The sequence below is a fragment of the Roseisalinus antarcticus genome (genome assembly GCF_900172355.1).
GTDB lineage: Bacteria > Pseudomonadota > Alphaproteobacteria > Rhodobacterales > Rhodobacteraceae > Oceanicola > Oceanicola antarcticus_A.
The window spans coordinates 85,607-104,871 of the sequence record NZ_FWFZ01000013.1; the positions used below are offsets into that span (position 1 = coordinate 85,607).

20 protein-coding genes, 1 tRNA gene and 1 pseudogene are annotated in these 19,265 nt (G+C 67.0%); 15 read left to right on the top strand and 7 right to left on the bottom strand.

The window, feature by feature from the left end; translation table 11 throughout:
• Positions 1-942: an AEC family transporter gene (locus ROA7023_RS13250; RefSeq protein WP_085879517.1), complete on the top strand. Its 942-nt coding sequence runs from the start codon at positions 1-3 to the stop codon at positions 940-942.
• 6 nt (positions 943-948) lie between these two features.
• On the opposite strand, the gene ROA7023_RS13255 is transcribed toward ROA7023_RS13250, so the two are convergent.
• Positions 949-1,602 (bottom strand): trimeric intracellular cation channel family protein, encoded by a 654-nt coding sequence (locus ROA7023_RS13255; RefSeq protein ID WP_085879518.1) that lies wholly within the window; start codon positions 1,600-1,602, stop codon positions 949-951.
• Positions 1,603-1,729: 127 nt separating this feature from the next.
• Here ROA7023_RS13255 and fghA point away from each other — a divergent pair, with 127 nt between their 5' ends.
• The 4 genes from fghA to ROA7023_RS13275 are packed head-to-tail and all read left to right on the top strand — an operon-like array spanning position 1,730 to position 4,528.
• Positions 1,730-2,560, top strand: coding sequence for an S-formylglutathione hydrolase (gene fghA / locus ROA7023_RS13260; RefSeq protein ID WP_085879519.1), 831 nt, complete (start codon positions 1,730-1,732; stop codon positions 2,558-2,560).
• Complete coding sequence (locus ROA7023_RS13265) at positions 2,551-3,009, top strand: YaiI/YqxD family protein (RefSeq protein WP_085879520.1); 459 nt, start codon at positions 2,551-2,553, stop codon at positions 3,007-3,009. Before fghA ends, ROA7023_RS13265 begins: the two co-directional genes overlap by 10 nt.
• Positions 3,006-3,626, top strand: a complete 621-nt coding sequence (locus ROA7023_RS13270) for an HAD-IA family hydrolase (RefSeq protein WP_085879521.1) — start codon at positions 3,006-3,008, stop codon at positions 3,624-3,626. Before ROA7023_RS13265 ends, ROA7023_RS13270 begins: the two co-directional genes overlap by 4 nt.
• Complete coding sequence (locus tag ROA7023_RS13275; RefSeq protein ID WP_085879522.1) at positions 3,623-4,528, top strand: ornithine cyclodeaminase family protein; 906 nt, start codon at positions 3,623-3,625, stop codon at positions 4,526-4,528. The genes ROA7023_RS13270 and ROA7023_RS13275 overlap by 4 nt, the downstream gene beginning before the upstream one ends.
• Before the next feature lie 128 nt (positions 4,529-4,656).
• Here the strand turns inward: ROA7023_RS13275 and rlmH are convergent, their stop codons facing one another.
• Both rlmH and rsfS read right to left on the bottom strand, forming a co-directional pair.
• The gene (gene rlmH / locus ROA7023_RS13280) at positions 4,657-5,127 is read right to left on the bottom strand and encodes a 23S rRNA (pseudouridine(1915)-N(3))-methyltransferase RlmH (RefSeq protein ID WP_085879523.1); all 471 of its coding nucleotides are present in this window, start codon (positions 5,125-5,127) and stop codon (positions 4,657-4,659) included.
• 6 nt (positions 5,128-5,133) lie between these two features.
• Entirely contained in the window at positions 5,134-5,532 is a 399-nt protein-coding gene (gene rsfS / locus ROA7023_RS13285) for a ribosome silencing factor (RefSeq protein ID WP_306372492.1), read from the bottom strand.
• Positions 5,533-5,875: 343 nt separating this feature from the next.
• Here rsfS and ROA7023_RS13290 point away from each other — a divergent pair, with 343 nt between their 5' ends.
• Entirely contained in the window at positions 5,876-7,390 is a 1,515-nt protein-coding gene (locus ROA7023_RS13290) for an ABC-F family ATP-binding cassette domain-containing protein (protein WP_085879545.1), read from the top strand.
• Positions 7,391-7,515: 125 nt separating this feature from the next.
• On the opposite strand, the gene ROA7023_RS13295 is transcribed toward ROA7023_RS13290, so the two are convergent.
• A complete protein-coding gene (locus tag ROA7023_RS13295; RefSeq protein ID WP_085879524.1) occupies positions 7,516-8,859 on the bottom strand; it encodes a mechanosensitive ion channel family protein in 1,344 nt (447 codons plus the stop codon).
• 197 nt (positions 8,860-9,056) lie between these two features.
• On the opposite strand from ROA7023_RS13295, the gene ROA7023_RS24455 reads away from it, so the two are divergent.
• From ROA7023_RS24455 to ROA7023_RS13320, 5 genes are all read left to right on the top strand, one after another.
• Entirely contained in the window at positions 9,057-9,662 is a 606-nt protein-coding gene (locus ROA7023_RS24455) for a VPLPA-CTERM sorting domain-containing protein (protein WP_085879525.1), read from the top strand.
• Between the two features lie 249 nt (positions 9,663-9,911).
• Complete coding sequence (gene leuC, locus ROA7023_RS13305; protein ID WP_085879526.1) at positions 9,912-11,336, top strand: 3-isopropylmalate dehydratase large subunit; 1,425 nt, start codon at positions 9,912-9,914, stop codon at positions 11,334-11,336.
• 11 nt (positions 11,337-11,347) lie between these two features.
• Complete coding sequence (leuD, locus tag ROA7023_RS13310) at positions 11,348-11,953, top strand: 3-isopropylmalate dehydratase small subunit (RefSeq protein ID WP_085879527.1); 606 nt, start codon at positions 11,348-11,350, stop codon at positions 11,951-11,953.
• Positions 11,954-12,304: 351 nt separating this feature from the next.
• Entirely contained in the window at positions 12,305-13,150 is an 846-nt protein-coding gene (locus tag ROA7023_RS13315) for a hypothetical protein (protein ID WP_085879528.1), read from the top strand.
• Positions 13,151-13,269: 119 nt separating this feature from the next.
• Positions 13,270-14,202, top strand: coding sequence for an endonuclease/exonuclease/phosphatase family protein (locus tag ROA7023_RS13320; protein ID WP_306372493.1), 933 nt, complete (start codon positions 13,270-13,272; stop codon positions 14,200-14,202).
• Here ROA7023_RS13320 and ROA7023_RS13325 read toward each other — a convergent pair.
• Positions 14,137-15,042: an NAD-dependent epimerase/dehydratase family protein gene (locus ROA7023_RS13325; protein ID WP_085879530.1), complete on the bottom strand. Its 906-nt coding sequence runs from the start codon at positions 15,040-15,042 to the stop codon at positions 14,137-14,139. The two genes, ROA7023_RS13320 and ROA7023_RS13325, sit on opposite strands and share 66 nt — an antisense overlap.
• 89 nt (positions 15,043-15,131) lie before the next feature.
• On the opposite strand from ROA7023_RS13325, the gene ROA7023_RS13330 reads away from it, so the two are divergent.
• The 4 genes from ROA7023_RS13330 to ROA7023_RS13345 all read left to right on the top strand — a co-directional run bounded on the left by ROA7023_RS13330 (position 15,132) and on the right by ROA7023_RS13345 (position 18,415).
• A complete protein-coding gene (locus ROA7023_RS13330) occupies positions 15,132-16,025 on the top strand; it encodes a LysR family transcriptional regulator (RefSeq protein ID WP_085879531.1) in 894 nt (297 codons plus the stop codon).
• 57 nt (positions 16,026-16,082) lie between these two features.
• On the top strand, positions 16,083-17,183 hold the full coding sequence (leuB, locus tag ROA7023_RS13335) for a 3-isopropylmalate dehydrogenase (protein ID WP_085879532.1): 1,101 nt from the start codon (positions 16,083-16,085) through the stop codon (positions 17,181-17,183).
• 147 nt (positions 17,184-17,330) lie between these two features.
• Positions 17,331-18,293, top strand: a complete 963-nt coding sequence (locus ROA7023_RS13340) for a DMT family transporter (RefSeq protein WP_085879533.1) — start codon at positions 17,331-17,333, stop codon at positions 18,291-18,293.
• A 45-nt stretch (positions 18,294-18,338) separates the two neighbouring features.
• Positions 18,339-18,415: transfer RNA gene (locus ROA7023_RS13345), tRNA-Pro, on the top strand.
• A gap of 131 nt (positions 18,416-18,546) precedes the next feature.
• Here ROA7023_RS13345 and ROA7023_RS13350 read toward each other — a convergent pair.
• Both ROA7023_RS13350 and ROA7023_RS13355 read right to left on the bottom strand, forming a co-directional pair.
• Positions 18,547-19,032 (bottom strand): hypothetical protein, encoded by a 486-nt coding sequence (locus ROA7023_RS13350; protein ID WP_085879534.1) that lies wholly within the window; start codon positions 19,030-19,032, stop codon positions 18,547-18,549.
• A 19-nt stretch (positions 19,033-19,051) separates the two neighbouring features.
• A pseudogene (locus ROA7023_RS13355) lies at positions 19,052-19,265 on the bottom strand (IS3 family transposase); the annotation flags it as partial.

The following is a 19,265-nucleotide window of genomic DNA, read 5'->3' on the forward strand; positions in this document are numbered from 1 at the left end:
ATGCTGGCCGTCCTGCTGGAAACCTTGCCGTTCTTCGCGCTGATCGCGGTTGGCTACGGGGCGGGCCGCATCGGTTTTTTCACGCCCGAGGCGACCGCCTACCTGACCAAGTTCGTGTTCTACTTCGCGCTCTCGGCGATGCTCTTCCGGTTCTCGGCCAACCTCTCGATCGGAGACCTCTGGGACTGGGATTTCGTGCTGGCCTATCTGCTGGCGGGCACCTCGGTCTACGTCCTCGCCACGCTGGTCGCCCTGTTCCGACGCCGGGGCATCGAAGAGGCCGCGGTGGAGGCGCAATGCGCCGTGATCGGCAATGTGGGCTTTCTGGGCATTCCCATGCTTGCGCTGCTGATGGGCGAAGAGGCGATCGGCTTCAACATGCTGGTGCTGGCCGTCGATCTGGTGGTGTTCGGCTCGCTGATCGTCATCGTCATCACCGGCGGCCGGGACGGGCGGTTGAAACCGGCGGTGCTCAAGACCGTGGGCCTGGGGCTTCTGGCGAACCCGATGATCGTCTCCATCGGCCTCGGCCTGATCCTGTCGGCGGCCCGGGTGCCGATCCCGACGCCGGTCAACGACTTCCTGATCCTGCTGGGCGCCGCTGCCACGCCCGGCGCTCTCTTTGCCATCGGCGCGTCGCTGGCCACCAAATCCGCCGAGCGGCTGGCCGTCGCGGGCTGGCTCAGCTTTGCCAAGCTGGTGCTGCATCCCGCCGCCGTGGCGATCTGCGCCCTCTGGATCTTCGATGTGGAGCCCTTCGCGGCCGCCGTCATGATCGCCGCCGCCTCGCTGCCCGTGGCGGGCAACGTCTATATCCTGGCGCAGCACTACGGGGTGGCGCCCCACCGGGTCTCGGCCTCGATCCTGATCTCGACGTTCCTGTCGATCCTCACGGTCTCGGCCGCCATCGCCTGGGTCACCGCGCCGGGCTTCGGCCTCTGATCCCGGTCAGTCCCGGCGGGGCCGGCCCGCAAGGCTGTCTTCCGGCGTCCGGCCCGGCGTCGAGCGATAGGTCGGCAGCGCCCAGTCGCGCGTCAGCGCCCCACTGCGCAGGGCGAACCCGGTGGCGAAGCCCAGCGCACTGGACGTTATCAGGCCGAGACCCGCCCAATATCCGAGGACCAGCACCACCGAGGCGGCCATCGCCGCGCTGATGTAAAGATCGCGCCGCATCAGAACCGTCTCTTCGCCCGCAACGATGTCGCGCAACACGCCGCCAAGCGTGGCCGTCATCATCCCCATGACCACCGCCAGCGTCGGCGAGCCGGTCACCACCAACCCCTTGTAGGCGCCAAAGACGCCATAGGCGGACAGGGCGATGGCATCCAGCCACAGCACCCAGCGATACCGCGATTCCAGCAGATGCGCGGTGAAATAGGTGACCACGGCTGTTCCCGCGCAGGTCAGGATGAAAAGCGGTTGCCCCACCCAGAACACCGGCACGCCCAGCACCAGGTCGCGCACCGTGCCCCCGCCGGTGCCTGTCAGCGTCGCCAGGAACATGAATCCGATGATATCGAGCTGCTTGCGCGAGGCCACCAGCGCCCCGGTCGCGGCAAAAAGCGTGACTCCGACGAAATCGAGGAAAGTCGCTGCGTCCATGATGATCCTCCGGCCCGTTGGCGCACCACCCTAGGCCGCGGCACCGGCCCTCGCCATCCCCGATGAAATTCCGGGGCTGCACCCGGATCGGTTCCGCCCTAGTCTGCCCCCGGAAAGGAGACCGCCGATGAAGACCCTATCCGAGAACCGCTGTTTCTACGGGACCCAGGGAGTCTACACCCATGCCTCCAGCGCGACCGGGACCGACATGACATTCGGCCTCTACCTGCCGCCCGATGCGGCGGACGGGCCAGTGCCGCTCTTGTGGTTCCTGTCGGGCCTGACCTGCACCCACGAGAACGCCATGACCAAGGCCGGCGCACAGGCCTATGCCGCCGAGGCGGGCATCGCGCTGTGCTTTCCCGACACCTCGCCGCGCGGCGAGAGGGTTGCCGATGACGACGCCTATGACCTTGGCCAGGGCGCCGGTTTCTACGTCGACGCGACCGAGGCGCCCTGGGCCCCGCATTTCAACATGTGGCACTACGTCGGGACCGAGCTTCCGGCGCTTCTGGCAAAGCATTTCCCGATCGACCCCGACCGGCAGGGGATCACTGGCCATTCCATGGGCGGGCACGGTGCGCTGACGTTGGGCATGGGCCTGCCCGGGCGCTTCCGCTCGGTCTCGGCCTTCGCGCCGATCTGCCACCCGAGCGACAGCGACTGGGGCCGCAAGCAGCTGACCGCCTATCTCGGTGCGGACACCGCCAAATGGGCACCCCACGACGCCACCCTGCTGATGCGCGAGACCGGCCTTGATGCGCCCCTGCTGATCGACACCGGCACCGCGGACCAGTTCGGCGACCTGCTCAAGACCGAAGCGCTGGCCGAGGCCATCGCCACCCGCCGCCAGCCCGCCCAGCTGCGGCTACAGAAGGGCTATGACCACAGTTATTTCTTCATCTCGACCTTCGTCCCGGATCACGTGGCCTTCCACGCCGAGGCGCTCTGGTCGTGATCTACGTCGATGCCGATGCCTGCCCGGTCAAGGCCGAGGTCGAGCGCGTGGCGACCCGCCATCGCCTGCAGACCTATGTCGTCTCGAACGGCGGGCTGCGGCCCTCGCAGAACCCGCTGGTCGAGAATGTCATCGTCCCCGACGGCCCGGACGTGGCCGACATGTGGATCGCCGAGCGCGCCGGCCCCGGCGACGTGGTCATCACCGGCGACATCCCGCTGGCCGCGAAATGCGTCGAGGCCGGCGCGAGGGTGCTCAAGCACAACGGCGAGGCGCTGACCGCCGCCAATATCGGCAACGTGCTGGCGACGCGCGACCTGATGGCGGACCTGCGCGCCGCCGACCCGTTCCGGCAAGGCGGCGGCAAGGGATTCACCAAGGCCGACCGGTCCCGCTTTCTCGACGCGCTGGAGCGGATCCTGCAAGCCATCAAGCGAGAGACCCCATGAAAGTCGGCGCCGTCATCTTCGACATCGGCAACGTCCTGATCGAGTGGCAACCCGAACGGTATTACGACCGCACCATCGGCCCTGAACAGCGCAAGGCAATGTTCGCCGCGCTGGACCTGCACGGCATGAACGACCGCGTGGACCGGGGCGAGAATTTCACAGCCGTGGTCCGGGGCTTCGCCGCCGAGAACCCCGACTGGGCCCCCGAGATCATGGCCTGGCACGACAATTGGGCGGCGCTCGCCGCGCCCGCCATCGACCATTCTGTGCGGCTGCTACGAGGCCTGCGCCGGGCCCGGGTTCCGGTCTTTGCGCTGTCCAACTTCGGGATAGAAACCTTCGCGATCGGCGAGGCCGAATACCCGTTCCTAGAGGAGTTCGACCGGCGCTATATCTCCGGCCACATGGGCGTCATCAAGCCCGACCCCCGGATCTACGAAATGGTCGAACAGGATTGTGGCGTCGCCCCTGGGGCGCTGCTCTTTGCCGACGACCGCGCCGACAACATCGCCGCCGCCGCCGCGCGGGGCTGGCAAACCCACCATTTCGATGGCCCCGCCGCCTTTGCCGCCCGCCTGGTGGCCGAAGGGCTGCTGACCGAGGAGACCGCCGCATGACCCAGATCGTTCCCTTCGACGCCGAGCGCCACCTCGACTGGATCGCCCTCACCGACGCCATGGCTGCCGGCCACGACCGGCCCCGCGCCCGGATCGAGGACGTGTTCCTCTACCGCGACACGGACACCCTGCTGAACCGCTCCGCCTGGATCGAAGGGCTGGGCCTTGCGGTCAAATGCGCCACCGTCTTTCCGGGCAATCCCGCCGCCGGGCGGCCGATGGTCAACGGCGCCGTCAACCTCTTCTCCGACGAGACCGGGATGCTCGAGGCGCTGCTCGACTTCCACCTGGTCACCAAGTGGAAGACCGCCGGCGACAGCCTGCTGGCCGCGCGGCGCCTGGCACGGCCCGACAGTCGCACGATCCTCATCGTCGGCGCGGGCACGGTGGGCCGCTCCCTGCGGGCAGCCTATGGCGCGGCCTTCCCGAATGCCTCTTTCGTGGTGTGGAACCGCTCGCCGAACGCGGCCGACCGCTTTGCGGCCGATCACCAGGACACGACCGTGGCGCGCGATCTGGCCACGGCGGTTCAGGCCGCCGACATCGTGACCTGCGCCACGATGTCTACCGCGCCGATCATCGAGGGCGCCTGGCTCCGCCCCGGCCAGCACATCGACCTGATCGGCGCCTACCGCCCCGACATGCGCGAGGCCGACGACGCGGCCCTCGGCCGCGCCACGCTCTTCGTCGACAGCCGCGACACAACGCTGCACCATATCGGAGAACTGAAAATTCCCCTGGAAACCGGCGCCATCACCGAGGCCGATGTCCGCGCCGACTATTACGACGGTCCCTTCGCCCGGACGTCGGACGACGAGATCACGCTCTTCAAAAATGGCGGCGGCGCTCATCTCGACCTGATGACCGCCCGCTACATTCTCGACGCCGTCGGCGCCCCCTGATCCCGACAGCCCCACACGAACCGGAGCCGCGCCAGCAAGCGCGGCCCGTCCGGTCTTCATTGCCTGAAAATATCCCCGCCGGAGGCCTCCACCGACAGCAACGGGCACCGGACGCGGGACCCGGCGCGTCAAGCCCGGTGATAGGGGGTCCCGGCCAGAATGGCGGCAGCGCGATAGAGCTGTTCGGCCAGCATGACCCGGGCCAGCATGTGCGGCCAGACCATCTTTCCGAACGACAGGCGCATCTCTGCCCGGTCCCGCAGGGCCGCATCCAGCCCGTCCGCCCCCCCGATGACGAAGGCCACGGCGCTGCGGCCGGCATCTCGCCAGCCGCCGAGCCGCTCGGCGAAATCCGGCGACGAGAGGACCGCCCCGCGCTCGTCGAGCACGCAGATCACCGCCCCCTCCGGCAGGACCTTCTCCAGCCGCTGCGCTTCGCCCGAAGGGCCACCTCCCTTGCGGTCCTCGACCTCGACCACGGAGGCGGGCCCAAGCCCCAGTCCGCGGCCGGTCCGGTCGAATCGTTTCAGGTAATCGTCAAGCAAAACGCGTTCCGGCCCGGCCCGAAGCCGGCCGACCGCGCAGATCGCGACCCGCACGAAACCCTAGCGGCTGGAGCCCGCGGCGGCCCCGGTGGGCTGCCACATCTTTTCCAGCTGGTAGAACTCGCGCACTTCGGGCCGGAAGACATGGACGATGACATCGCCCGCGTCGATCAGCACCCAATCACCGGTCTCCTTGCCCTCGACCTTGCAGACCACCCCCAGTTCGGCCTTCAGCCGATCCGCGAGCTTCTCCGAGATCGCCCCGACCTGGCGCGAGGACCGCCCGGAGGCGATCACCATCCAGTCGGCCATTTCCGAGCGCCCACGCAGATCGATCTGCATGACCTCTTCGGCCTTGTCGTCATCGAGGGAATTGAGGATGGCGGCAAGGATCAGATCGCTTGTCGCCTTGGAATGCGCGGCACGGGCCGCGCCGTCAGAAGCGGGTGATGCCGCCAATGAAGTGAAAGACAGGTCGATGTCCTCCTGGTTTGCGCACCTGATCAACCCCGGCACCGGGCATGGGATGTTTATATCATCGCCGCCCCCGCTTTTCAATGAACAGCCCGCCGGCGTCACCGCAGATGGACAGAACGATGCGGGATTGCTATCCCGACGACACAAAGGAGGCGGTCCGATGATCCTCAGGATGGACCCACATCGCACGCGCGGCCCTGTCTTTGCCCTGTGGATTCGTTCGCAGGGCTGACATCGGAGCGAGACGCGTCTCTTCCGGTCAGCCCGACCGGGCAGTCCCCCCGTGGACGGCCCTGCCACCCGGCCCCTGACCCACGAGATCACCATGTCCCTCCTGACCCTGAAATCCCTGTCCCTTACCCTTGGCACGCCGCTCTTCGCCGGCCTCGACCTCACGCTGGAACGCGGCGACCGCCTCGGCCTGATCGCCGCCAACGGGCGCGGCAAATCCTCGCTATTGCGCTTGATTGCCGAGGGCACAGAGCCCACCTCCGGCGAGATCACGACCGCCCGCAGCCTCAAGACCGCCCTGCTGGCGCAGGACACGCCGCCGGCCCTGCGCGACGCGACGGCGCGCGAGGCCGCCCTGTCTCGGCTCGACCCCGAAACGCTCGACTACGAAAGTTGGCGGGCCGAGATCGCGCTGGATGACCTCGGTGTGCCCGAAGACCTGCGCGACCGGCCGATGCAGACGCTGTCGGGCGGCTGGCAACGGATGGCGTTGCTGGCGGCCGCGATCGTGACCGAGCCGGACCTGCTGCTGCTCGACGAGCCCACGAACCACCTGGACCTCGCCCGCCTCGGCCAGCTCGAGGCCTGGATCGCGGCCCTGCCCCGCGACACCGGCGTGATCGTGACCAGCCACGACCGCGCCTTCCTCGACGCCGTGACCACGCGCACCCTGTTTCTGCGGCCCGAGACCAGCCGCAGCTTCCCGCTGCCCTACAGCGCCGCCCGCCTCGCGCTTGACGAGGCCGACGCCGCCGACGGGCGCCATTTCGACAACGAGATGAAGCGGGCGCAGCAATTGCGCAAACAGGCGGCCAAGCTCAAGAACATCGGCATCAACTCCGGCTCGGACCTGCTGATCACCAAGACCAAGCAGCTCTCCGACCGCGCCGCGAAGATGGAGGCTGCCGCCCGCCCCGCCCACCGAGACGAGAGCGCCGGCCGCATAAGGCTCGAAAGCAGCGGCACCCATGCCCGCGCACTGGTCAGCATCGACGAAGGCGTCCTGACCGCGCCCGACGGCCGCGCCCTCTACTGCCTTCCCCGGGCCTGGATCGAACCGGGCGACCGGATCGTCCTGCTCGGCCCCAACGGCGCCGGAAAATCCCGGCTCATCGCCCGGATCCGCCGCGCCATCGACGGCGGGTCCGAAGGGGTCCGGACGGCGGCCGCCGTCCGGCTCGGCGAGGTCGACCAGCACCTCTCGCTGCTCGACGCTTTCGCCACCCCGATGGAGGCCGTCACCCGGACCTTCACCGGCGGCGACGCGCGGGCGCGGGCGCTGCTGGCGGGCGCCGGGCTGCGGATCGACCTGCAGACCGGGCCGATGTCCGCCCTGTCGGGGGGCCAGCGGGCGCGGCTCGCGATGCTGATCCTGCGGCTGGCAGAGCCCAACTTCTATCTCCTGGACGAACCCACCAACCACCTCGACATCGAGGGGCAGGAGGCGCTCCAGGCCGAACTCGCCCGGCAGGGCGCCGCCTGCCTGCTCGTGTCCCACGACCGCGCCTTCGTCCGGGCGGTTGCCGAACGCGTCTGGTCGATCGAGAACGGCCGCCTGGTCGAACACGAGACCCCGGACCGGGTTTTCGACCGCCTGATGCAGGCCTGAACCAGGCCGCGGGGGTCCACCATCGGCGACCTGCAATCCGGACGGTCCCTGCGCCAGCAGGGGCCGGACAAGACCTGTGCGGCGGGCCGCAGGTCCGTCGCGCCGCAAGGTCGGGGCGGGACGGATCAGTCCTGCGCCGAGGTCCGCAGCCGCGATCCTTCCAGCACGCGCACCTCGCGCTGCGGGAAGGGAATGGAAATGCCGTTCTCCCGGAACGCGTCCCAAAGCGCGAGGTAGACATTGCCGCGGATGTTGGTCAGCCCGCCCGTCGGATCACGGATCCAGAACCGCAGGATGTAATCCACCGACGAATCGCCGAACCCCACGATATGGCACACCGGCGCCCGGTCGCTCAGCACCCGGTCGACCTTCATCGCCGCAGCGACGGCGATGCGCCGCACCGTATGGGGGTCGTCGCCGTAGGCCGTGCCGAAATGAATGTCCAACCGCACGAAATCGTTGCTGTGCGACCAGTTCACCACCTGCCCGGTGATCAGATCCTCGTTCGGGATCAGGTATTCCTTGCCGTCCCGCGTGGTGATCGAGACGTAGCGCGCACCAAGGCTGTTGATCCAGCCGAATGTCTCGCCCAAGGAAATCACGTCGCCGGGCTTGATCGACTTGTCGAGCAGGATGATGATCCCGGACACGAGGTTCGAGACCACCTTCTGCAGACCGAAACCGAGGCCGACACCGATGGCCCCCGACAGCACCGCGAGCCCGGTCAGATCGACGCCCACCGATTTTAGCCCGATGAATAATGCCGCCCCGAACAGCAGCACCTGCGCCGCCTTGACCACGAGCACCCGCATCGACGGGCTGATGTCCTCGTTCGTCTGAACGCGCACCGCGGTCTGGTGGCTGATCAGCCGCGCGAGGGCAAACAGGACCCCGATCACCAGCGCCGCGTGGAACAGGATGAGCAGCGAGATGCGGGTCGCCCCGAACTCGATCGCGACGGTATCCAGGAACTCCGCCGCCTCGTCGGTCAGCCCCAGGATCCGCAGGGTGATCCAGACCCAGGCGCCATAGCGCACGACCCCGCGCAGCAGGGAATTCTGGATCAGCCGGGTGGTCAGCGCGACGATCAGCCAGGCCAGCGCCAGGTTGGCGATGATCCCCAGCACATAGCTCCGCGACGGCCACGTCACTTCGCGCATGACAACGACGACCGTCCAGATGAGCGCCACGAAAAAGACCATCCGGAGCCGGCGGTGAATGACGACAAGCACCCGCAGCTGCCACTTCGGCCAGCCCTCACGCGCCCGCATCCACTCATGCAGGCGCGGGCGCAGCAGCTTCATCAGCACATGCGCCACCATCCACAGCCCCAGTGCGATGGCGATCTGGTAGGCGTTCCAGGGCCGCAACATGGCGTTCAGCACTCCCTGCGATTGCGCAAGAAGCCCCTGGCCGATCTCGAGGATCTGCTCGGCCTGATCGGCCAGGTCTGACGTTTCCGGATCCATCGCCCGATCATGTCCCCTGGCGCTTGGGGCCGCAAGACACGGGGACGTCACCGCCAAACGGTCGAGAGCCGTTTGGACCCCGGCCTCATCCGGACCCCGACCGCGTTTTCCCGTCAACGCGCCGCACTATTCCCTCGCGTAAGCCCGGTTCCGGCGACAGTCTGGCATTCGAAGCGGATGGGGGGGGGGGGGGGCCGGTGATCAAGACTGCCAAGGCGCTCTGCGCCGCCGCCGCGGTCTCGCTTTACGCCGGGCTTGCCGCGCCCGCCGCGGCCCTGCCGACCATCACGGTCACGGACACGACGGCTGGGGCCAGCGCCTCCGGCACCGGCCTCGCGCAGACCTTCACCTTTGCATGGGGGCCGGGCGCAGCGAGCGAATGGGTGGATTTCAGCATCTCTTCCTCCACGCGCTACTCCCTCACTCTCACAAGCTACACCCCCACAAGCGGCACCGCCGGATACATCTTCTTCGTGCCGGACACGAGCGGCCCCGTCGGTGCCCGGCTCAACGACCTGTCGACCGAGACCGGTGCCTGCTCTGGCGCGGCGGCCGAGATCGCCGGCAATTGCAATTTCTTCGGTGTCGATCCCGGGAGCTTGAGCGTGCCCGTCGCCGAGGTCGGCGACAGCCCGATCAACGACATACTTCCAGCGTCCTATCGGCTCGGCGTGTACAAGAGCCTGGCCCCCTCGGGCAGTGCGAGCTTCACCATCTCGACCGTGCCGTTGCCCGCGGGGGCGCTGTTGCTGCTGACCGGGCTGGGCGCCTTTGCCCTCGCACTGCGGCGCCAGGCAGCCTGACCCTGTCCCGCAACCTGCATTCCGCGCGGCGGGGCAAGGTCCGGCCGCGCAACCGCGTGTTGCGCAAGCCCGCGGCGTCAGCTATTCCAGCCGACATGAAACGCTTCTTCGACATGGACGACCGCGCCCGCCTCCCCTGGCGATTCTACGGCGCGACCTTCTCGATCCTCGGCCTCCTATGAGCCGCCGCGCACCTTGCCGTGCGCCTGTAGACGTTTCGACCTGATTTCAGCCAGATGGAGAGGACCGATGTCCCCCAAGACGCTCTATGACAAGATCTGGGATGCCCACCTTGCCCACGAAGGCGAGGACGGCACCTGCCTTCTGTATATCGACCGCCACCTCGTCCACGAAGTGACCAGCCCGCAGGCCTTCGAGGGGCTGCGCATGACGGGCCGGACCGTGCGTGCGCCGGACAAGACCATCGCGGTGCCGGATCACAACGTGCCCACCACCGCGGACAGGACCGCCGGCATCAAGAACCCCGAAAGCCGGATCCAGGTCGAGGCGCTGGACAAGAACGCCCGCGATTTCGGCCTGATCAACTATTACGAGATGAACGACGTCCGCCAGGGCATCGTCCATATCGTCGGGCCCGAACAGGGCTGGACCCTGCCGGGCATGACCGTGGTCTGCGGCGACAGCCACACGGCGACTCACGGCGCCTTCGGCTCTCTCGCCCACGGCATCGGCACCTCGGAGGTCGAGCATGTGCTCGCCACCCAGACGCTGATCCAGAAGAAGTCCAAGAACATGAAGGTCGAGATCACCGGCAAGCTTGCGCCCGGTGTCACCGCCAAGGACATCACCCTGAGCGTCATCGGCAAGACCGGCACCGCCGGCGGCACCGGCTATGTCATCGAGTATTGCGGCGAGGCGATCCGCTCGCTGTCGATGGAAGGCCGGATGACCGTCTGCAACATGGCCATCGAGGGCGGCGCCCGCGCCGGCCTGATCGCGCCGGACGAGACCACGTTCGACTACGTCAAAGGCCGCCCCCACGCCCCGAAAGGTGCCCAATGGGAGGCCGCGCTGACCTGGTGGAAGACGCTCTATTCCGATGACGACGCCCATTGGGACAAGGTCATCACCATCCGCGGCGAGGATATCGCCCCCGTCGTCACCTGGGGCACCTCGCCCGAGGACGTCCTGCCGATCACCGAATACGTGCCGACCCCCGAAAGCTTTACCGGCGGCAAGGTCGCCGGTGTGCGCCGCGCACTCGACTACATGGGCCTGACCCCCGGCCAGAAACTGAGCGAGATCGAGATCGACACGGTCTTCATCGGCTCCTGCACCAACGGCCGGATCGAGGACCTGCGCGCAGCGGCTGCGATCCTGAAGGGCAAGAAGATCAAGGACGGGCTTCGCGCCATGGTCGTGCCGGGCTCCGGCCTGGTGCGGGCCCAGGCCGAGGAGGAGGGGCTGGCCGACATCTTCAAGGATGCCGGGTTCGAGTGGCGCCTCGCGGGCTGTTCCATGTGCCTTGCCATGAACCCCGACCAGCTTGCCCCGGGCGAGCGTTGTGCCGCGACCTCCAACCGCAACTTCGAGGGCCGTCAGGGCCGCGGAGGCCGGACCCACCTGATGTCGCCCGCCATGGCGGCGGCGGCGGCGGTGACCGGGCGGCTGACGGACGTGCGCAAGATGATGACCGACGGCGTGGCGGCATAAGGACCAGACCCATGGACAAATTCGAAACCTTCACGGGCGTCGCCGCCCCGCTGCCGATCATCAATGTCGACACCGACATGATCATCCCCAAGCAGTTCCTGAAGACGATCAAGCGCTCCGGCCTCGGCGTCAGCCTGTTCGACGAGATGCGGTATGACGACGACCGCAACGAGATCCCCGATTTCGTGCTGAACCAGCCCGCCTACCGCGAGGCGGAGATCCTCGTGGCCGGCGAGAACTTCGGCTGCGGCTCGTCGCGCGAACACGCGCCATGGGCGATCAAGGATTTCGGGCTGAAGTGCATCGTGGCACCCAGCTACGCCGACATCTTCTACAGCAACTGCTTCAAGAACGGCATCCTGCCCATCGTCCTGCCGCAAGAGCAGGTCGATATCCTGATGCAGGACGCTGAAAAGGGCGCAAACGCCCGGATGACGGTCGATCTGGAAGCGCAGCAGATCACCTCGTCGGACGGTCAGGTCTTCTCGTTCGAGGTCGACAGCTTCAAGAAGCACTGTCTTCTGAACGGCCTCGACGACATCGGGCTGACCATGGAAAAGGCCGCCGCCATCGACGCGTTCGAGGCCGCGGCAGCCCAGGCGCGCCCCTGGGTCTGACGGAATACACTTATTTGGTGTGTATTCGCAGTATTTCGGCAGTGCCTCATTGATTAACGCGAGGCCTGCCGAATACCGCTAGATGGTGGGGTGCGCCACACGGATTCCCGCTACATTTCGGTACCCCGTTAACGGTGTCACAGGTGGGCTGCGAAATGGTTGCAGTTCCGCACCAGTGATGCCGCAAAACTGCCCCGTTCGAAATGCCATATATTACACAGGCTTGTTGGGTCTGTGGGAAGTGGGCAAAAGTATGGCAAGAATGAGGCATCCGGCCGCACTCGGCCGAGATCAAAACGGGAGAAGCGGACGGCAATGCATCGTCCGCGACCGGATTGAGGGAATCGGGCGATGATTTCGCGGCTGACAGGAGCGCTTTTGCGTGCGCTGATGGTGGTGTTGCTGATCGCGACGCCGTCGATTCTGTTGCCGACGACGCATGCCGACACGACGCAGATCGTGGCGCTTGTGGCGCTGCTCGCGTTCGTCTTCACCTTCATCGAGTACAATTCCCATTATCCCAGCCTGGTCGAGTTCCGCGAGGCGCCGCCCTTCAACCGGGTCCGGTTCTTCGCGCTGTTCGCCTGCGTCTTCTTTCTGTCGGTGATCGCGCGCGGCCATCACGACCCGACGACGATCACCGATTTCTTCACCGTGATCGGGCGGCGGGTCGGCGACATGATCGACTTTCCCTATTCGCCCGTCCGCCTCGTGGTTCTGATGATGCCCGAGGAGACGAGCCGCGTCCTGCTCGACAACGTGCGCACGGCGGCGGGGCTGTCCTACCTGATCTCTATCCTGTCCCTGTCGATCTTCGTCATGGTGATGCGCGTGGCCCATTGGCCGGCGCGGCACGGCGGGTTCAACGTCTGGGTCAACCTGCCGACCTTCGACCCCACGGCCGGCGACGACGTGGTGGCCCGGCTGCAGCGGGATGCCTCCGTTAACCTGATCTTAGGGTTCCTTCTGCCATTCGTGATACCGGCGCTCGTAAAGCTCGCCTCGGATCTCCTGAACCCGATCTCTCTGGAGAATCCGCACACGTTGATCTGGACGATGACGGCATGGGCATTCCTTCCGGCGTCCCTGTTCATGCGCGGGATTGCGATGAACCGGGTCGCACAGATGATCCAAAACCAGCGGCGCCGCGTCTACGCGGCGGCCGAAGCTGGCGAAGACGGCCTGATCACCGCCTGATCCTTCCCGTTCTGCTTGCGCTGCTCTGGCCGCTCTGGGCGGGGGCAGAGACGCTGCGGGTCGCGACTTTCGCGGCCCCGCTGTCGCGCGACGGGCCGGGGCTGCTGCTTCGCGACATCCTGCGGGACGATCCGCAGGCCATGGCCGCCGCGGCGATCGTCGCCGAAGTCTCTCCGGATATCCTGGTTCTGACCGATTTCGACTATGATGCCGGGCTGGCCACGCTGCGCACATTTGCCGCCGCAGCCGGGGGCTTTCCCCACGCCTTCGCGCTCCGGCCGAATGCGGGGTTGCCCTCGGGCCTCGACCTCGATGGCGACGGCTATGACGACAACGCCCGCGACGCCCAGGGATATGGCCGGTTCTCGGGTGACGGCGGGCTTGCGATCCTGTCCCGCTGGCCGGTGCAGGTGGAGGCGGTGCAGGATTTCTCGGGCCTTCTCTGGCGCGACCTGCCCGGCGCGATCCTGCCCGTCATCGATGGCGCGCCCTTCCCCAGCGCCGAGGCGCAGGCGGTCCAGCGCCTGTCGTCGACCGGGCACTGGGTCGTGCCGATCACCGCGCCCGGCGGGACGGTCACCCTGCTCGTCTCCTCGGCGACACCGCCGGTCTTCGACGGCCCCGAGGACCGCAACGGCCTGCGCAACCGCGACGAACTGCACCTGTGGGAGGTCTTTCTGGACGGCAAGCTCGGTACCCGCCCCGACGCGGGCTTTGTCCTGTTGGCCAACACCAACCTCGACCCGCAGGACGGCGACGGCCTTCGCGAAGCCATGGCAACCTTCCTCGCCCGCCCCGACATTCAGGACCCGCGGCCCGAAAGCCGGGGCGGCGCCGAGGCGCCCGGCGGAGACGCGTTTGATACCGCCGACTGGGCCGAGGATTGGGCCGGCAACCTGCGCGTCAGCTACGTGCTGCCCTCGGTCGACTGGACGGTCTCCGGGGCGGGCGTCTTCTGGCCCGCCCCGGGGGAACCCGGCGCCGCGCTACTGGGTGACGACGGGCTGCTTGCCGGGCCCCATCGCCTGGTCTGGGCGGACCTGGTCCGGTAGCCCGGCCAGCATCACTGTCTCCGCATCGCTCGCCCGGAACTCCGGCAGCAGCCGGGCGAGCTTCTCCCCCGACAGCCGGTGCGGCACCGACCAGAGATAGCGCATCTCGACCACTTCACGCGCCATCTCCCAGACCGGGCCCAGCAGGCGCAACGCCAGCCAGGGAAAGCCTGCGATCCGGATCTCGCGGCCGGTGGCGCGGCTCACGGCCTCCCGCAGCGCCTCGACGGTGAAACTGTGCCCGGCAAAGGGCACATCCTCGAAACACGCCAGGTCCCCGCGCCTTTCGGCCAGCATGACGGCGGCCCGCGCCCAGTCGGGCAGATAGCAAAAGGCCTGCATCGCGCCCGGATCCCCCGGAGAGGTGAGCTTTCCCCTCGTGATGCCCCGCATGAGGACCACGCCCATGACATCGTCCTTGCGCTCTGGGTCGATGAAATTGCCGGCCCGCAGCACGATCGTCCGCACCCCCGAGGCGCGATACTGCGCCTCCATCTCGACCCGCAGCCGACCCTTGCGCGAGAACGGCCGCTGGGGCGTCGTCTCATCCCAGACACCGCCCCGGTCGCCGAAATTGTAGACGTTGCCCGGCAGGATGACCGTCGCCCCCGAGGCCCGCGCCGCGGCGATGACCTGCGCCGTGATCTCGGGCAGGATCTGCGCCCAGTTGTGATAGTTCGGCGGGTTGAGGCCGTTGACGATGACATCGCATCCCATGGCGGCGGCGGTCATGTCCGTGCCGCGCCGATAGCGGACGACGGACCAGCCCGCCTGCTGAAAGGCGTCGGCCGCGCGGGCGCCGATCTTGCCACTGGCACCGAGGATGAGGACTTTGGACATTCGGGGTCTCCTTTGCTGATGCCCTCTTCTCACCCGCGGCAAAATGAATAGGAATTGCCAAAAAATGACGGTCGTGTATTCATTATTGAATGGATGCCCTCGCCCGCCTCGACTGGTCCCTGATCCAGGTCTTCCTCGCCGTCGCCGAGGAAGGCAGCCTCTCTGCCGCCGCCCGCCGCCTGGGGACCTCGCAGCCGACGCTCGGGCGACAGGTCAAGGCGGTGGAGGCCGCGCTGGGCACGCCTGTCTTCCGCCGCCACGCCAAGGGCCTGGCGCTGACCGAGGCCGGCGCCGCCATGGTCGCCCCCGCCCGCGCCATGCGCGAGGCGGCGACGCGGATCAGCCTCGCGGCGGCGGGGCAGGCGGAACGCCTCGACGGCACCGTGCGGATCACGGCGAGCGTCGCCATGTCACTCTATCACATGCCGGCGATCATCGCGCGGATCCGGCGCGATGAGCCTGCGATCAGGATCGACCTCGTCCCGACCAACAGCAGCCGCAACCTGATGTACCGCGAGGCGGATATCGCCGTGCGGATGTATCGCCCGCGCCAGCTTGACCTTGTGACCAGCCACCTGGGCGATCTCCGGCTGGGGCTTTTCGCAGCGACCGGGTATCTCGACCGGGTCGGCCGCCCGACCGGGCCCGAGGACACCATGAGGCTCGATTTCATCGGCTACGACGAAAACCCGATGATCCTCGAAGGCTTCGCCGCGGCCGGGCGGAAGGTCGGCCGCGACTGGTTCGTGGTGCGCTGCGATGACAACGCCGTCTATTGGGAACTGGTCCGCGCCGGCGCCGGCGCCGGCTTCGCGCAGGAGGTCGTGGCCGACCGGACCCCGGGGATAGAGCAGATCCCGCTCGGCTTCGATCTGCCGACGCTTCCGGTCTGGCTGACGGCCCACGAGGCGATGCGCCAGACACCGCGCGTCCGCCGGGTGTGGGAGATCCTGGCCGACGGGCTGAGGCCGCTCGTCACTTGAACCTCGCCCCCTGTCAGGCTACCGCAACGCCAACATTGCTCAGACAGGATCAGACCCATGGCGAACCCTTCCCTGCTCATCCTTCCCGGCGACGGCATCGGCCCCGAGGTCATGACCGAGGTGCGCAAGGTGATCGACTGGTTCGGCACCCGGGGGATGACCTTCGACGTCTCCGAAGCTCTGGTGGGCGGCGCGGCCTATGACGCCCACGGCACGCCGCTGACCGACGAGACGATGGAGATGGCGCAGAACGTCGATGCGGTCCTGCTGGGCGCCGTTGGCGGGCCGAAATACGACAATCTCGACTTCAGCGTGAAGCCCGAACGCGGCCTGCTGCGCCTGCGCAAGGAGATGGACCTATACGCCAACCTGCGCCCCGCCCAGTGTTTCGACGCCCTGGCCGACTTCTCCTCGCTGAAGAAGAACGTGGTCGCCGGCCTCGACATCATGATCATCCGCGAGCTGACCTCGGGCGTCTATTTCGGCGAGCCCCGCGGTATCTTCACCGAGGGCAACGAGCGTGTGGGCATCAACACCCAGCGCTATACCGAAAGCGAGATCGCCCGTGTGGCCCGGTCCGCCTTCGAGCTGGCCCGCAAGCGCGACAACCGCGTCTGTTCGATGGAGAAGGCCAACGTGATGGAATCGGGCGTGCTGTGGCGCGAGGTCGTGCAGCGGATCCATGACGACGAATATCCCGACGTCGAGCTGTCGCACATGTATGCCGACGCCGGGGCCATGCAGCTGACCCGCTGGCCCAAGCAGTTCGACGTGATCGTGACCGACAACCTCTTCGGCGACATGCTGTCGGATCTGGCGGCGATGCTGACCGGGTCGCTTGGGATGCTGCCCTCCGCCTCGCTCGGCCTGCCGATGGCCAATGGCCGGCCCAAGGCGCTGTATGAGCCGGTGCACGGCTCCGCTCCCGACATCGCCGGCACCGGCAAGGCCAACCCGATCGCCTGCATCCTCAGCTTCGCCATGGCGCTGCGGTATTCCTTCGACGCCGGGGCCGAGGCTGACCGGGTCGACGCCGCGGTCGAGAAGGTGCTGGCCGACGGGCTGCGCACCGCCGACCTGCTGGGCGAGGAAGGTGTCGAGCCTGTGACGACCTCGCAGATGGGCGAGGCGATCGTGGCCGCCCTCGCCGCCAGCTGACCGGCATCCGCGACTGATCGCCGAGGGCGAAGTTGTCGCCCTCGGGATCGGGACCGCCGGGATTGCGCGGGGCGGCAGAACCGTCGTTTGACCTTCGAGGCGCCCTGTCCGATGGTCAGCCACCACCCGAAGAGTGAAAGAGCCACCATGTCCGCCAATGCAAAAGGGGCGCTGATCGCGCTCGTGGCCTTCGGGGTCTTCGCCAGCCACGACGTGATCGTGAAGTTCCTTGGCGGGCAGTATTCACCGGTGCAGATCGTCTTCTTCTCGGTCCTGCTCAGCTTTCCGCTGGCGACCCTGATGATGATGCGCGATTCCAAGCCCGGAACCCTGCTGCCGGTGCATCCGTGGTGGATGGCGCTGCGGACCGGGGCGGCGGTCATCACCGGCATCTCGGCGTTCTACGCGTTCTCCGTCCTGCCGCTGGCACAGACCTACTCGATCCTGTTCGCGGCGCCGCTGCTTATCACCATCCTTGCAATCCCGGTGCTGGGCGAAACCGTGCGCATCCGTCGTGGGCTTGCCGTCATCGTAGGCCTCATCGGCGTCTTCGTCGTGCTGCGCCCCGGCAGCACCGAGCTGACGCTGGGCCATCTTGCCGCCCTGACCGCGGCCATGGGCGGCTCCGTCGCCTCCATCGTGGTGCGCAAGATCGGCGCGGACGAGCGTCCGGTGATCCTGCTGCTCTACCCCATGGTGGCCAATTTCCTGATCATGGGGGCCGCGCTCTACTGGGTCTACAAGCCGATGCCGATAGAGCATCTGGGCCTGCTCGCGGTGATTTCCGCGCTCAGCTGGACGGGCGGGCGCCTGATCGTCTCGGCCTACAGCGTGGGCGAGGCTGCGATCGTCGCGCCGATGCAGTATTCCCAGATCCTCTGGGCCAGCGCCTACGGCCTGCTGTTCTTCGACGAGACCGTCGATCTGAACACCGCGCTGGGCGCGGGAATCATCATCGCGAGCGGGCTCTACATCGTACTTCGAGAGAGCCGGTCGGGCGCTTCGCGCACTACGCCGGTTCTGCGCACCCGGTCCCGGGCCGAGACCGGCACCAGCTTTCGCATCGGGCCTTTCCTGCGGATGCGCGGAACGCACCCGAACGGCAAATGAAGGCTTGCAAACGGGGCGTCACGGGGCTACCTGCACCGCCACGGTCGGAGTGTAGCTCAGCCTGGTAGAGCACTGTCTTCGGGAGGCAGGGGTCGGAGGTTCGAGTCCTCTCACTCCGACCAATGATTTCAATAACTTACAAGTCCTCCACGAATGCGCTTACTGATGCGGCAAGCACATAGTAAGCACGGCGCGGGTAAATCCGGGTCATTTCCGGTCGAATCTGGCCCTTCGGGCTATCTGGCCCTTCCGGCTAAAGGTTTAGAAGCCTCGGCATGATCGCCGTCATAGCTGAACGGAACTCACCCTGTCGCCCATTGCCGGGAAACGGCACAACCGCAAACTGACACGGTGTTCCCGACGCTGCAATCGCTGCTTTGACTGGTGCCGCGATACCTTTCATGAAGGCCACAACAAGCGGCGCATCGTAGTCCCGCAATCGCTTTGTCAGTGAGGCAATACTGGCATCGTGGATCGCCTGTCGCTCCGACCGGGACAGCCAGTTCACCGGTTCCAGCACCAGATCATCCACATAGAAGCCCGCTTGCTTGAACGCTTCGACAAAGGACGGGCTGTCTCCGATGTGTGGCGCGAGGGCTTGGCGAAACTGCCCGTGAACCTGACCGGTCTGTTTGTAGAAGAACGCGCCCCCGGCGGGCGCGCTTTCTCCGACGAAAACGACCTTGATCTTCGCGGGCCGATACCTTGCCCTCAATGGCTCGACGTCTTCATAGGTCATCTGCCGCCGCTCCGCCCCCCTAGGTATTCAGTCCCGGCATCTGGTGGATCGGGTCGAGGATGAATCGATCTGGCTCTGACGTCCAGATTTTGCAGATGTATTCGTAAGGCGTGAGGCCGTTCAGGGTCTTCAGCCTTCGCGCGAAGTTGTACGCTGCGAGGAAGTCGGCGAGGTGCGTCCGCAACTGGCCGTGGCTGTCGTAGTGGTAGCGTTTGACCGTGGCGTCCTTGATC